At 68.8% G+C, this 13,131-nt stretch carries 13 protein-coding genes; 2 read left to right on the forward strand and 11 right to left on the reverse strand.

Annotated elements, in window-relative coordinates; translation table 11 throughout:
• From cysD to V6U86_RS13625, 11 genes are read right to left on the reverse strand one after another with little or no spacing between them, the layout of a single operon-like run.
• Positions 1 to 891: a sulfate adenylyltransferase subunit CysD gene (gene cysD / locus V6U86_RS13575; RefSeq protein ID WP_334502761.1), complete on the reverse strand. Its 891-nt coding sequence runs from the start codon at positions 889 to 891 to the stop codon at positions 1 to 3.
• Positions 888 to 1,670 (reverse strand): SDR family oxidoreductase, encoded by a 783-nt coding sequence (locus V6U86_RS13580; RefSeq protein WP_334502763.1) that lies wholly within the window; start codon positions 1,668 to 1,670, stop codon positions 888 to 890. The genes cysD and V6U86_RS13580 overlap by 4 nt, the downstream gene beginning before the upstream one ends.
• Positions 1,670 to 2,572 carry a sulfotransferase gene (locus V6U86_RS13585; protein ID WP_334502765.1) on the reverse strand — a complete coding sequence of 301 codons (903 nt, stop codon included), beginning with the start codon at positions 2,570 to 2,572 and terminating at the stop codon, positions 1,670 to 1,672. Before V6U86_RS13585 ends, V6U86_RS13580 begins: the two co-directional genes overlap by 1 nt.
• On the reverse strand, positions 2,569 to 3,450 hold the full coding sequence (locus V6U86_RS13590; protein ID WP_334502768.1) for a family 3 encapsulin nanocompartment shell protein: 882 nt from the start codon (positions 3,448 to 3,450) through the stop codon (positions 2,569 to 2,571). Before V6U86_RS13590 ends, V6U86_RS13585 begins: the two co-directional genes overlap by 4 nt.
• Positions 3,447 to 4,355 carry a transketolase family protein gene (locus V6U86_RS13595; RefSeq protein ID WP_334502770.1) on the reverse strand — a complete coding sequence of 303 codons (909 nt, stop codon included), beginning with the start codon at positions 4,353 to 4,355 and terminating at the stop codon, positions 3,447 to 3,449. The genes V6U86_RS13590 and V6U86_RS13595 overlap by 4 nt, the downstream gene beginning before the upstream one ends.
• Positions 4,355 to 5,128, reverse strand: a complete 774-nt coding sequence (locus tag V6U86_RS13600) for a 1-deoxy-D-xylulose-5-phosphate synthase N-terminal domain-containing protein (RefSeq protein WP_334502886.1) — start codon at positions 5,126 to 5,128, stop codon at positions 4,355 to 4,357. The genes V6U86_RS13595 and V6U86_RS13600 overlap by 1 nt, the downstream gene beginning before the upstream one ends.
• Positions 5,128 to 6,966, reverse strand: a complete 1,839-nt coding sequence (locus V6U86_RS13605) for a M20/M25/M40 family metallo-hydrolase (protein WP_334502771.1) — start codon at positions 6,964 to 6,966, stop codon at positions 5,128 to 5,130. The genes V6U86_RS13600 and V6U86_RS13605 overlap by 1 nt, the downstream gene beginning before the upstream one ends.
• Positions 6,966 to 7,994 carry an N-acetyl-gamma-glutamyl-phosphate reductase gene (argC, locus tag V6U86_RS13610; RefSeq protein WP_334502773.1) on the reverse strand — a complete coding sequence of 343 codons (1,029 nt, stop codon included), beginning with the start codon at positions 7,992 to 7,994 and terminating at the stop codon, positions 6,966 to 6,968. The genes V6U86_RS13605 and argC overlap by 1 nt, the downstream gene beginning before the upstream one ends.
• Positions 7,991 to 8,869, reverse strand: coding sequence for an ATP-grasp domain-containing protein (locus V6U86_RS13615; RefSeq protein WP_334502776.1), 879 nt, complete (start codon positions 8,867 to 8,869; stop codon positions 7,991 to 7,993). The genes argC and V6U86_RS13615 overlap by 4 nt, the downstream gene beginning before the upstream one ends.
• Positions 8,862 to 9,050, reverse strand: a complete 189-nt coding sequence (locus V6U86_RS13620; RefSeq protein WP_334502779.1) for a lysine biosynthesis protein LysW — start codon at positions 9,048 to 9,050, stop codon at positions 8,862 to 8,864. The genes V6U86_RS13615 and V6U86_RS13620 overlap by 8 nt, the downstream gene beginning before the upstream one ends.
• 17 nt (positions 9,051 to 9,067) lie before the next feature.
• Positions 9,068 to 9,772 (reverse strand): 2OG-Fe dioxygenase family protein, encoded by a 705-nt coding sequence (locus V6U86_RS13625; RefSeq protein ID WP_334502781.1) that lies wholly within the window; start codon positions 9,770 to 9,772, stop codon positions 9,068 to 9,070.
• Between the two features lie 559 nt (positions 9,773 to 10,331).
• Between V6U86_RS13625 and V6U86_RS13630 the strand changes: the two genes are divergently transcribed.
• On the forward strand, positions 10,332 to 11,552 hold the full coding sequence (locus V6U86_RS13630) for an MFS transporter (RefSeq protein WP_334502783.1): 1,221 nt from the start codon (positions 10,332 to 10,334) through the stop codon (positions 11,550 to 11,552).
• Positions 11,491 to 12,354, forward strand: coding sequence for a glycosyltransferase (locus V6U86_RS13635; RefSeq protein WP_334502785.1), 864 nt, complete (start codon positions 11,491 to 11,493; stop codon positions 12,352 to 12,354). The genes V6U86_RS13630 and V6U86_RS13635 overlap by 62 nt, the downstream gene beginning before the upstream one ends.
• The last annotated feature ends 777 nt before the right edge of the window (positions 12,355 to 13,131 follow it).

Below are 13,131 nucleotides of genomic sequence, written 5' to 3' on the forward strand. Positions count from 1 at the left end.
TCAGAAATACCCTTCCCGCTTGCGGTCCTCCATGGCGGCCTCGCTGGTCCGGTCGTCCGCGCGGGTAGCGCCGCGCTCGGTGATCCGGGTCGTTGCCACTTCCTGGATGATGTCGGCGACCGTCCGCGCGCCGGAGAGGACCGCTCCCGTGCAGGTCATGTCACCCACCGTCCGGTACCGTACGGTCGCCTCGGACACCACTTCCGCAGGGTCCGGTGACTGGTACGGGTTCTCGGCCAGCAGCATGCCGTCGCGCTCGAACACACGGCGCCGGTGCGCGAAATAGATCGGCGGCACGTCAAGCTCGTCCCGGGCGATGTAGCGCCAGACATCGAGTTCCGTCCAGTTGGACAGGGGAAAGACCCGGATGTGCTCGCCCGGCCGGATTCGGGTGTTGAACAGGTTCCACAGCTCCGGGCGCTGGTTCCTCGGGTCCCACTGGCCGATCTCGTCCCGGAAGGAGAAGATGCGCTCCTTGGCCCGGGCCTTCTCCTCGTCGCGTCGGGCACCGCCGAACGCCACGTCGAAGCGGTGCTCGGCGATGACGTCCAGCAGCGTCGTGGTCTGCAGCCGGTTGCGGCTGGCCCGCCGCCCGGTCTGCTCGATCACCCGCCCGGCGTCGATCGAGTCCTGCACCGAGGCCACGATCAGTCGTACGCCCAGCTCGGCGACGCGCTTGTCGCGGTAGTCGAGGACCTCCGGGAAGTTGTGCCCGGTGTCGACATGAACCAGCGCGAACGGCATCGGAGCCGGCCGGAACGCCTTCTCCGCCAGGCGGAGCATGACGATCGAGTCCTTGCCGCCGGAGAACAACAGCGCCGGCCGCTCGAACTCGGAGGCCACCTCGCGGATGATGTGGATCGACTCCGCTTCCAGCATTTCCAGACTCATGTGACACCTCGCGTGTTCCCGCCGTCGACCAGCAGCACCGTGCCGGTCACGAAGCCCGCCTGCTCGCTCGCGAGGAAGGCGGCGAGCGCACCGAAGTCCGCTGGCTGCCCGACCCGGCCGAGCGGCACCTCGGCGATGATCTCCTTGAGCGCGGTCTCGCCCTCGACGGCGGCCCGCGCCGCCACGAACCCGTCGAAGGCCGGCGTCTGATGGACGCCGGGGGCCAGCACGTTCACCGTGATGCCGCTGGCCCCGACCGCGTGCACCACACCCTTGGCGAAACCGAGCACACCAAGCCGGGCGGTCGCGGACATCGCGGTGCCGGGCAGCGGCTGGCGTACGGCCTCCGAGGTGATCAGCAGGATCCGTCCCCAACCGGCCCGGCGCAGGTGCGGCAGTGCCGCCAACGTGATCGAGATGTGCGGCAGCAACGACCCCTCTACGCCTTGCCGATAGTCGTCCACGGTGAACGTGTCGGCCTGGCCGTGCGGCACGCCGGGAGAGTTGGTGACCACGACGTGCAGCTCGCCGAACTCCTCGACCGTCTGGTCCACCCAGCGCGTCACGTCCGCGTCGTCACGGACGTCCACCTCGACCGAGAGCACCTGCCCAGGACCGGCCTCGTCGACCAGCTTGTGCGCCGCGGCCAGTCGCTGCGGGTCGCGGGCCGCGATTGACACGTTCGCGCCCTCGGCCGCCAGCGCGCGAGCGACGGCCAGCCCGAGGCCGCTGCTGGCGGCGGCGACCAACGCCGTCCGTCCGGACAATCCGAGATCCATCACGCCCCCTTTCTCGCCAGCGTCGGATACCCGTAGCGGCGCAGCAGGGGCAGTGCGAGCGCCGTGGTCGTGGCGGTCGGCAACGACGGCAGCTCGGTACGCCAGCGCTCGTCCGGCCGGATCAACACGGTGCCCTGGCCGAGCCGATCCGGGTTGCCGGTGACCGTGTGGTTGATACCGAGGGTCACCTTGCCCTCCTCCGTCACCGGTGGCTCGTCGTCGAGCCCCGCGAAGCGCAGCACCTCGGCCAGCACCTCACGGGGCTGCCGGGTCAGGTCCTCGTGTCGGATGCGGAGGTAACGGCCCTCCGCGGCGCGGCCGACGTACTCGGAGGCCACGTTGAAGCCGACCCAGTTCGCAGTGCTCTGGGCCGGGCTCATCGGCTCGATGTACCGCTTGCCGCGCTGGTACGAGTAGGTGGTGGCGCGCGGATCGCGAACGATGTGCAGCACCCGCACGTCCACGTCGGAGCGCCGGAGCAGAGCAGCAGCCTCAGCGGGGTACTTGGAGCTGTCCACGACCGCCCGCTCCGCGCCACGCCGCGTCAGCTCCTGATAGACCGCGACGGTGCGGTCCAGCACCGCGGCGACGTGGGTGGGCGTGCTGGCGAGCCGGGCGCGGGTGTGCCGGGTCCGGAGGCCGGCCTGCTGCCACGCCATCATCTGACGCGCGAGCTGGGTGGGCTGGTCGTCGCCGAACGCGGCGATCACCGACGACCACAGCGCGCACTGCCGGATCTGCTCGCCGCATCCGCACAGCGAGTTCGTGCCGCTGTCCAGCATGCCGTTCTTCCACAGGTAGTGAAGCTCGCCCGCGTGCAGCACGCCGGGCAGTTCGTTGAGGACGTTGCCGAGGATGGTGCTGCCGCTGCGCAGCCAGCCCGTGATGTAGATGACCTTCATCGCTGACCGTCCGTCAGCAGGAGGAAGTGCTGGGGCAGGTGCACGGCCAGGCCCACGGAGGTGCGGGCCTCCACGACGTCGCCATGCAGCGTCAGCGCCGACCGGCTGGGGTCGAGCAGCGTCACGGCGGCCCGGAAATCCCCGAGCAGCGCCTGGCCACGCGGCATCATCCGGGTACGCGAGACCTTGATTCCGGCCTCGGCGAGTCGGCCGAGCAGCCCGTCGCGGACCAACTCCCAGTAGTGGGCGGGGTGCACGACGATGCCGTCGCAGGAACCACCGGTCTCCTCGACCACGCCCGCCGCGGCGGTCAACACCGCACCGAGGTCGCCGCCAACGGTCTGCCTGCGCATCTCGGGCAGCTTCAGCAGCCCTGCTATCCGACCGTCGGCGGTGCCGTGCAGCAGGGCCTGGTTCTCCACCACGCCCATCCGGACGAGCACCCGGTAGTCGATGAACGCGGCGAGCAACGCGGGCTCGTGCCGCAGGTCGGCCGGCAGGGGAACCGACACGCTCAGCTCGGTCAGCTCGGCGTATTCGACTGTGGGCTCGAAGGAGGCCTCCGGGGTGGCGGCGTACGCCGTGCCGGCGTCGCCGTACTCGCTCTTCGGCGCCTCGCGTACGTAGGCGAGCGTCTGGTCGGAGACGGAGGCCACCTTCAGCAGGTGCCGCACGGTGTAGCGCGGGCGGCTCTTGAAGAGCGGGAAGGAGGCGGTCAGGTGCGCCCGGATCGGCACCACCACGTCGGTGCCGTTCTGCACCCGGGCGACCGACATGGCGAATTCCTCACCCGGGCTGCGTCGGCTCAGCGATGGGTCCGCAAGCGTCTGCCGGGTCACTTCCAGAGCGCTGGCGCTGGGCTGCATCGTGGTGGTCATTGGTTCCCCTTCAGGACGGCGCTGAGGACTGCGGATGTCGTGAGCCCCAGCGCGGCGAGTGTCTCGTCGTGGTTGCCACCCTCGGTCGACCAGTCGGCACCGGCGTTCACACTCCGTACCTCGCGGTCGGGAAGCAGCAGCGCAAGGGTGGATGCCACGCTGCCGGCGGCGCGGTGCTCCTCGACGACGACCAGCCGCCGCGCGCCGGCCAGCTGCGGCAGGGCAAGCGCCAGGCTTTCCGCGTCCACCCAGCACAGGTGCGCATGGCCGAGCTCCGGCTCGCCCTCGGTGACGGCCTGGCACAGTGCGGTCGGCTTCTCCCCGATGGAGACGAGGCAGGTGTCGCCATCCATCGGGTTCAGCCAGGTGACCGCGCCCCGACCGGCCGGAGCGAACGACGCGTCGAACACCTCGTTGCGGCCCAGCCGCACGTAGCAGGGCCAGTCGCCGTCGGCGGCGGCCCGGATCGCCTCGCGGGTCTCGGCCTCACCGGCGGGTACGGCGATCCGCACACCCGGCAGGCTCTGCATCACGGCGAGGTCTTCCAGGCAGTGGTGAGTCGGCCCGAACCACGCGCCGGACACCCCGCCGTACGGGCTGACCAGGACCACGGGAGCCCCGAGGTATCCCAGCCCGAGCTTGACACTCTCCCCCGCCCGGAGCGCCGCGAACGTGGCGAACGTGCTGACGAACGGTCGCAGCCCGGCGGAGGCGAGCCCGACCGCGATGTCCACGGCGGACGCCTCGGCGATGCCGAGGTTGAGGAACCGGTCAGGAAACCGGTCCTGGAAGCAGTGCGAGGGACCGCCGAGGTCCGCCTCCAGGCACACAATGCGCGGGTCGTCTGCGGCCAGCTCGGTCAGCTCAAGCCGGTACGCCTCCCGCGCCGACACCGTGGCTGTCATCACCGGATCGCCGCCTTCCACTGCCGGGCCCGCGCTGGGCTGATCTTCACGTAGTGCGAGCCGGCCTTGCCCTCGGTCGCCGGCACACCCTTGCCCTTGACGGTGGTGGCCAGCACCGCGATCGGCCGGTCGGTCGGCACGATCGTCGTCAGCAACTTCTCGATGTCGTGCCCGTCCACCTCGGTCACCAGGAAGCCGAAGGCGGCCAGCCGGGCCGGCAGGTCGGTCAACGGTGAGATGTCCGAGACGTAACCGTCGTTCTGACCGCCGTTGAGGTCCACCACCACGGTGAGCCCGCCGACGCGCTTGGCCTGGGCCACCTGCAGCGCCTCCCAGACCAGGCCCTCCTGCAACTCGCCGTCACCGACCACCGCGATGGCCCCGCCGGGCCGGTTCAGCAACCGCCGGGAGAGTGCCCAGCCGACCCCGTACGCGAGCCCGTGGCCGAGGCTGCCGGTGGGAAACCGGACGCCGGGCACCTTCGGGCTGGGATGTCCGGTGTAGGGCGATCCAGCGCGGCCGTAGCGGGGTGCCGGATTCTCCTCGATGACGCCGACTTCGTGCAGCACCGCGTAGAGCGCGGCCGCCGCGTGGCCCTTGCTCAGTACGACCTCCGTGCCCGGCTGCGAGCGGGCAACGGCGTACGCGGCGACCAGGATGTCCACCACCGAGAGGCTGCCGCCGAGGTGGCAGCCGACGCCGCTGGCAGCCATGTCGACCACCAGCCGGCGAGCCCGGGTGGCCTGTTCGCGAAGCCTGTCGATCTCGTCCATCACCGCACACACCAATCCCGTACGGCAGCGGACAACACCGTCCGCGCCCGCCGGTACTCGTCGGCCGACAACCGCTCGTCGGGCGTGTGGTCCAGGTGGGCATCGCCCGGCCCGTACGCCACCATCGGAACGCCGCGCCATCTGGTGGCGAGCGTGTTCATGTCGCTGCTTCCCTTCTTCGCCAGCAGCCGTGGCGCGTCACCGGTCACCGCACGCAGGGCCCGGGTGAACGCCCGCACCAACGGATCGGTCCGTGGCGTGCTCACCGGCGGCGTGGCCAGCAGCAGCTGACCGTCTTCGAAGGCGGACAGCACGTCGTCCAGTTCGGTTCCCGGCGGCACCCGTACATCCAGCACCGCCGAGGCGGTCTGGGTGCCACCGGCGCCACCAGTGGCCAGGTCGAGCACCGCGAACAACGCTTCCGGGCTGCACTTGCCGACCTCGGCCTCGACCTCGCCGATGAGGTCGACGAGGCAACTGGCGGCCGTCCGTCGCTCCTTGCCCGCCGTGTGACCGGTGGTCCGGGCCACGTCCATCCGCACCTTGCAGACGCCGTGGTAGCCGATCGTCACCGCGCCGGCACCGCTGGGCTCGCCGATGATCACCGCGTCCGCCGGGTAGTGGTCACGCGCGTAGAGCGCACCTGACGCTGTCCGTTCCTCCTCCACGGTGCCGACCACCCGCACCGTGACACCGTCGGGCGGTTCGAACTCCACGAGCGTCTGCAGGAACGCGGCCAGGCTGGCCTTGGCGTCCACGCAGCCACGGCCGGTCAGCACGGGGCCGTCCCATTCCACTGGCCAGCGGTAGGGCACGGTGTCCAGATGGCCGAGCATCAGCAGCCGACGTGGCCCGCGACCGCGCGTGGCGACCAGGTTGCCGGCTGGATCGATGACCGCGGGTACGCCTCTCTCGGTCAGCCACTTCAGCAGGAACAGCGCCAGCTCGCGCTCGCCACCGGAGACCGAGGAGATCTCCACCATGCGGGTCAGCAGATCCAGGTCGGGATCTGGTGCGGCGGTACGCCAGAAGCGGGTACCGCCGTGGGCGTTGGCGGTGTGCGGGCCGGTGATGGCAACGTCGGCGGTCCCGCCCAGGGCGAGCTCCGCCGCCCGGACCTTCTGCCGCATCCGTCCGCGGGCGTAGGTCATTCCCTCGCCTCGGCACAGCTGCGGCAGGGTGCTGCCGCGGTCGGACGGGTCGGCGAGCAGGCCCGGGGTGCCGGTCACCAGGCGTAGGTGATCGGCGGCGAGCGCGTTGGCCAGTTCGGCGGCGAGCACATCGGCGTCCACGTTGATGGGCGCGCCGCCGTCGGCCGCGGTCACCGGCGGTGACACGCAGACCACGTCGAAGGCGTCGAGCAGAGAGCGCAGCCGAGCCGCGTTCACCGCGGAGACAACGCCGGCCCGGTGGTCGCGGACCAATCGCTGCCGGTCACCCTCGACCACCCGGAGCGGCCGGTTCGGGGTACCCGTGACCAGGCCCTCCGGCGTGGCCGTCGCAGCGAACACCGTCATCTCCCGCTGGCCCAGGTTGTCTCGTATCCGAGGGAGGGTCAGCTGCTCGTACGCGGCGACGATATGCGGCATCTCGTCGGGCGGGCAGTACCGCACCTCGTCGCCGGAGGCCAGCCGCAGCATCCGCATCGGGCGCTCGATGCCGGCGTAGTAGTCAGCGATGTCGGCCGCGCCGCCGGCGACCAGCAACAGTCGGGCACCGCCCGCGCTCAGCGCGGCGAGGTCGTCGTAGACGGACGCGTGACGCAGGCTCGAACTGCCCACCTTGACCACGTACAGCGGTCGATAGGGAAAGATGCCCGCCAATACCTCGTTGTTCATCATGGCCATCCACCGGCCTCCGGAAGTCCCAGCCGTTCGTCCATTCCGTGGATTCGGTTCAGCGTCTGCACCGCCTGGCCGGCGCCGCCCTTGATGAGGTTGTCCAGGGCGGACACCACCACCCAGCGCTCACCGGCCACCGCCACTCCGACCTCGGCGACGTTGGCGCCCACGACCGTCTTGAGCATCGGCATCCCCATCGGGGACCGCCCGCCCGCCACCCGCACGAACGGCGCATCGGCGTACGCCCGGGCGAACGCCCGACGCACGTCGCTCTCCCCCGTACCTGGCTTCAGCCGCCCGTACGCCGAGACCATGACGCCGCGGGCGACCGGCAGGCTGAACGTGGAGAACTGCAGGTCCGGAGCCCGACCGGTCAGGTCGTTGAGGGCCTGGCGCACCTCGGGAGCGTGCCGGTGGCCGTGCAGCCGGTGCACCCGGACGTTCCCGTCGCGCACCGCCGGATGCTCGACACTGCCGGTGCCGCTGCCGCTCGATCCCGACTTCGCGACCACCACCACGTCCTCCGCCGCCAGATCAGCCTGGAACAGCGGGTAGAGCGCATAGATGGTGGCCGCCGCCATACAGCCCGGCAGGTTGAGCACGGACTCCGTCGGCGTCGGCGCGAACTCTGGAATGTAGTAGGGGATGGGCTGCCGCCAGCCGCCCGCCGACGCGGGATAGTGGCGCTCGATCTGGTCCGACTGGCGCAGCCGGTAGTCACCGGCCAGGTTGATCACGACCCTGGCGCGATCGGCCACGTCGTCGAGCACGGACGGCAGTACGCCGTTGGGCAGGCAGGCGAACGCGACGTCCACGTCGGGCATTTCGTCGAGCTTGCGCATGTGGTGTCCGCCGATTGCCGAATTGCGCAAACCCGGCACGACCTGCCCCACGCGCTGACCGGCGTGCCGGGCCGACGACACGAACGTCGGCACCACCCGGGGGTGGGCAGCCAGCAGACGGATCAGCTCGGCTCCGATGAACCCGCTGCCGCCGAGGACGGCCGCCCTGATGTGCTCGCTCACGCCGCCACCTCCGCCCGTGCGAACACCGCGTCGCGCACGTATGCGGCGACGTGGCCGGCGATGTCGACGCCGTGGATCTTCGAGGATTGGGCGAAGTCCGGGTTGGTGTTGACCTCCAGCACGTACATCTCGCCGGTCTCCTTGGACTCGGCCAGGTCGACGCCGTAGAAGCCGGGGCCGAAGCACGCCACGACCCGGGCGCACAGGTCGCGGGCGCGGTCCGAGATCGGGATGGGCTCCACGGCACCGCCCTGGTGGGTGTTGGTGCGCAGACCGGAGCCCACCTGACGGTAGGCCACGATCGGACGGTCCCCCACCACGTGCACCCGCTCGTTGTAACCGGGCTTGGGCACGTACTCCTGCACCACGACGGGGAACTCCTTACCGGCCGGGTCCAACGCCTCCCGGCCGCCGACCCAGGCGTCGAACTGCGCCTCGTCCGCGAGGCGGACGATCCCGCGTCCCCACGAGCCGCTGATCGGCTTGACGACCGCGTCCCCGCCGAGCGCGTCGACGTAGGCACGAACCTGCTCGACGGTGAACGCGATGTGCGTCGTCGGGTGCGGAACGTCGTGGTTGGCGAAGGCAATCGCCTGAAGGTCCTTGGCGAGACACAGGCGCACCGCGTGCGGCGTGTTCAGCGTCTCGACGTCGGCGTGCTCGAACCGGGCGGCCATCGAGGCCAGCTCCCGATGGGACACGTTGCGCAACAGCACCATGCGCGGCCGCGGCGCGGCGTTGTTGAGCACGGCGGCGGTGTGCCGGGGCAGCGCCGTCTGCGCGGTCAGTCCGGTTGCCCGGAGAGCCTCCAGGAGCAGGCGTTCCTCCGGGCGCACCATGGTCACGGAGACCAGCACATCGGCCGTCTCACTCACCCCAGTCCTCCTCGATCTCGGGTGCGCGGTCAAGCCGGATCGTGGGGGCAACTTCGACTACCTCGTGCTCCTGGCCGCAGCCGCGGCACGCCAGGATGTCGCCCAGCTCAGCCCCGGTCGATACGGCGACCTCGGTGTCGCACTCCAGGCAAACAACCGATGCGGTGGTCAGATTGGACATGGGATCCCTCCGGAAGACTAGGCTCGCTCGAAATCGATGATCATCATGTCGCGGGTCGCGATGGCCGCGCCCTCGGGTCCGATCGGGGTAACTTCGTGCTCCATCGCGCGGTCGTCGAGCAGAATCGTTTCCATCGGATTCGACATCGTGTGCTCGAACAACGGCTCGCTCTCACCCTTACGGAAGACGCGGCTGACGCCGCCGGCACAGTTCTGCCGGCCAATCAAATGGATCGCCACATAGTCGTGGCCGTCGCTGTGCCGTCCTTCCGGTGCCGGTGCCGAGGTGCCCTCGTCGCCGGCCGCCACGCGAATCATGTGGACGGTTATCGACCAGTCGCTGTCGATTTCGCCGGCACGGCTGATGAAGCTCAGGTCATGCGCGATGGCGGCTTGAAAGTTCGCGTTCTCGTACGCCTCTGGGGTGATCGGCGCGAACTGCCTGGCCTGCCCACCGTAGACCCGGTTCACGTCGGTCGCCTGGTAGAACGGCTGGTCCGGCAGCGTCTCCAGGCCACCTCCGGCGCGCCCCAGCAGCCGTCCCAACCGGCGGTATCGGCGTGTCCGGTGGCTCGGTTGAACATACGGGTCGATGGGAAGGTCCTCCCAGAATTTCGCGAATTCATACCACCCGTCAGTTACCGAAACGGGTAGTTGCTGATGGGCCCACCCGTTTTTCACGATGTCCTGCGTGCGGAGCAGGGCGAGATTTTCGATAGGCATTGCGTGCCTCCCTTCTTATCCAGGAATGAACGTACTCGCGGGGCGGTACTCTGCACCCGGCCGAGCTCCACTCAAGACATCTGGAATTGGCACCCAGAACCTGATTGAGTCGTCACCCAGGCTGTTGTGTTTCGAGCTGCTGGGTGACGAGTGCGGGAGCCGGCGGGGGCGACCGGCGCGGGCGCCCATCATCGCCGCATCGCTTGCTGGCGGCCGCTCACGCGCCGGCCGCCGCGCCTGACCACGCGTCGCGTTCGACGGTCGGCCCGGCCCGCTGACTCGGAAGAGATTCCTGTCAAACGACAGTCGGTAGTAGCTTGCCCGCCTGCTCAACACCTTCCCAGCACCCACGACACGCCGATGAGCAGCATCGACAGCTCCGGAGTGGACATGGCGAGGAGAGTCGGGCCAACTATGCTACCGTCAAAACCCGGTTAGCTGGCATCACGTACGCGGATCTGCGATTGAGTAGCGCCATCGGGATGGTCGAGTGTCTATTGCGTACCGCTTGCGTGGCGACTTCTTGCTACACCTTGTCCAGGATTTTGGGAGGTAGCCAATGGTGCACCAACGACGCGCTGTCTATGCCCTCATCGCGTTGTCCGCCGCCACTTTCTGTTACGTCACCACCGAAGTACTTCCGATCGGGTTGCTGACGCTGATCGCGCCAGACCTGGGACGCTCCAGGTCCGAGACGGGTCTGCTGGTGACCGGGTACGCCGTGGTCGTCATGATCGTGGCGCTCCCGCTGACCCGGGTCACTCGGCGAGTGCCCAGACGTCCGCTGCTTGCCGGCGCCCTCGGCGTGTTCGCTGCGGCGACGGCGGTGTCGGCCCTCGCAACCTCCTATGAGGTGCTGCTCGCCGCACGGCTGGTGTCCGCCATCACCAACGGTGTCTTCTGGGCGGTGGTGTTCCCCGTAGCGATCTCGATGTTCCCCGAGAACATCCGAGGCCGCATCGTGGCTCGGCTGTCGATCGGTAACGCTCTCGGCCCGGTGCTGGGCGTGCCGCTGGGCACCTGGTTGGGCGCGCAGGCCGGGTGGCGGAGCGCCTTTGTCGCGATGGCCGTCTTCGGCTTCGTCACCTGCATCGCGGTCGCCCTGCTCCTGCCGAGCGTCGCACCACAACAGAGCGCGAGCGGTGTCGGTGCGATGCCGGACCGGCACCGCTTCGTGGTGCTCCTCGTGGCCACCATCCTCGCGGTCACCGGGGCCATGGGCGCGTTCACCTACATGACCGTCTTCCTCCTCGACGTGAGCGGGTTCGCCGCGGCATCGCTCGGCCTGCTGCTCTTCGTCCAGGGCTCGTTCGGCGTCGTCGGCACCTGGGGAGTCGGCCGGGTCCTGGACCGATTTCCGCTCGGTGTCGTGCTGGGTCTACTCGGGCTCATCACCGCCGCGATGCTCGGTCTCTATGCGGTCGGCGCGAGCAAGATATTGACGATCCCGCTGCTCGCCGTGGCGGGAATGTCGTTCAGTTCGCTGATCGCGGGCATCCAGCACCGAATCATGCAGGTGGCCCCGTCGACCACCGACATGGCGTCGGCCAGCCTCAGCGTCGCGTTCAACTTCGGTCTCGCCGCCGGCTCGTTCATCGGCGCGGGCCTGCTGGCTACGGCCGGGGTGCGCGTCATCCCGTTGTTCGGTGGCCTACTGACGGCCGCCGCATTCGCGTTGCTCGCCTGCCACGAAATGTCCCGCAAGAGAAGGAGAGGCCATGAAACTGTCCGTCGTAATCCCGACCTACAACCGGTCGGACATTCTGCAGCTCACCCTTGAGTCCCTCGTCCATCAGGACCTGGATCACGATGACTACGAGGTGCTGGTGGTCGACGACGGATCGTCGGACGACACTGCGGATGTCGTGAAGAAGTACATGGACCAGATGAACCTCCGCTACTTCTTCCAGGAGGACGAGGGTTACCGGGCTGCCGGGGCCCGCAACCTGGGTATCACCCACGCCCAGGGCGAGATCACCGTCTTCATGGACGCCGGGGTGATGGCGCACTCCAGCCTCCTCCGCGTGCACCTCGCCACCCACGAGGCCGCAAGCGAACCGCTCGCCGTGTGCGGATACGTCTTCGGCTACAGCCTCAACAACGAGAACGCCGACGACGTCCTGGCCGACCTTGACCTCAACAATGTGGACGGCACGATCGAGCAATGGCGCGAGAAGGGCCTCCACCGCGACATCAGGGAGGACTTCTTCATCCGGGAGGGCGACGACTTCTCCGCCGCGCCGGCACCCTGGCTCATGTACTGGACGTTCAACTCCTCGGTGCGGACGGAGCAGCTACGGCGCGTGGGCATGTTCGACGACGCGTTCCGGGCCTGGGGTGGCGAGGACGTCGACCTCGGCTACCGGCTGCACCGCGACGGCGCGCGCATGTTCCTCAACCGCGATGCGGTGTCCCTGCACTGGCCGCACGAGCGTGACGGCGAAGGCGCCGACGCAGTCGCCAACTATCGGTACATGGCCCGGAAGTACGACACGCCGATCACGCGCCTGCTGGACATCGTCCCGACCATCAACTTCTTCGTCATCAACGATGTCATCCGGGGTCGGAAGCTGACCCACTGACCCGAGCGCAGCTGGTATGTGGCCCACGGACCACATACCAGCGCGGCGCCCCTCGCGCGCCGGCCACCGTCGATGCGACAAAGGCCGGCGCGCGACGCGTGGTCGACGACTCCGCGCGCTCTGCTGTCAGGGCGCTTCTGCCAACAGCACGCGTCGATGGTGTCGGCCATGACGCTGAGCATCGTCTTGCGCGCCACGCCCACCAGCGAACGACTCTCCGGCCAGAGATGAGTTACGGCCAGCCGTCGTCGGACGGCCCCCGGCCTGACCGGACACCAGCCGGGGAATCTCACTGAAATCACCTCAGTAGTAAATCCCCGTTCTGATGAGCAGCTCCACAGAATGTCTTGAGTATCCGGGAGAACACTAATGCGGTACCGCGACGGGAGTACGTTGCTGCTACGAATATAAAGGAACTGCGGAAGGATGGGATCGCGTTCAGCCTATCGGGAGAGCGGACACGAATTGTGCGCTCTCCCGTCATTGGTTCCAACGGGACGAGCAGCAGGCGCGTGAGAGATGATCCGAGGTCGACCTGGGGCTGGCACCCGCAATCGACAAACGGTCGACCCCTTGGCCGGCGGACTCTCAATAGGCAGGTCTGGCGCACCGGAAGGAGCTCCGGCGCAGCCGGCACACGGCCCGGCCGCGGTTACGCGGACCGGCGGACGGTAAAAGTCTGGTCGAAATGAGGCGGTCATGGGACAAGAGTCGGTTACCTCCATGATATTGGACGATGCACGGTCGCATCGGTCATTCGAGAAGGACTACTCGCCT

Source organism: Micromonospora sp. CPCC 205558 (genome assembly GCF_036902955.1).
GTDB lineage: Bacteria > Actinomycetota > Actinomycetes > Mycobacteriales > Micromonosporaceae > Micromonospora.

What these genes read in the sequence shown, in the direction of transcription:
- V6U86_RS13635 (WP_334502785.1), top strand. Translation starts at nt 11,491, where the DNA reads ATGAAACTGTCCGTCGTAATCCCGACCTACAACCGGTCGGACATTCTG.
- V6U86_RS13580 (WP_334502763.1), bottom strand. Translation starts at nt 1,670, where the DNA reads ATGGATCTCGGATTGTCCGGACGGACGGCGTTGGTCGCCGCCGCCAGC.
- V6U86_RS13585 (WP_334502765.1), bottom strand. Translation starts at nt 2,572, where the DNA reads ATGAAGGTCATCTACATCACGGGCTGGCTGCGCAGCGGCAGCACCATC.
- V6U86_RS13595 (WP_334502770.1), bottom strand. Translation starts at nt 4,355, where the DNA reads ATGACAGCCACGGTGTCGGCGCGGGAGGCGTACCGGCTTGAGCTGACC.
- V6U86_RS13590 (WP_334502768.1), bottom strand. Translation starts at nt 3,450, where the DNA reads ATGACCACCACGATGCAGCCCAGCGCCAGCGCTCTGGAAGTGACCCGG.
- cysD (WP_334502761.1), bottom strand. Translation starts at nt 891, where the DNA reads ATGAGTCTGGAAATGCTGGAAGCGGAGTCGATCCACATCATCCGCGAG.
- V6U86_RS13600 (WP_334502886.1), bottom strand. Translation starts at nt 5,128, where the DNA reads ATGGACGAGATCGACAGGCTTCGCGAACAGGCCACCCGGGCTCGCCGG.
- V6U86_RS13620 (WP_334502779.1), bottom strand. Translation starts at nt 9,050, where the DNA reads ATGTCCAATCTGACCACCGCATCGGTTGTTTGCCTGGAGTGCGACACC.
- V6U86_RS13605 (WP_334502771.1), bottom strand. Translation starts at nt 6,966, where the DNA reads ATGAACAACGAGGTATTGGCGGGCATCTTTCCCTATCGACCGCTGTAC.
- V6U86_RS13630 (WP_334502783.1), top strand. Translation starts at nt 10,332, where the DNA reads ATGGTGCACCAACGACGCGCTGTCTATGCCCTCATCGCGTTGTCCGCC.
- V6U86_RS13625 (WP_334502781.1), bottom strand. Translation starts at nt 9,772, where the DNA reads ATGCCTATCGAAAATCTCGCCCTGCTCCGCACGCAGGACATCGTGAAA.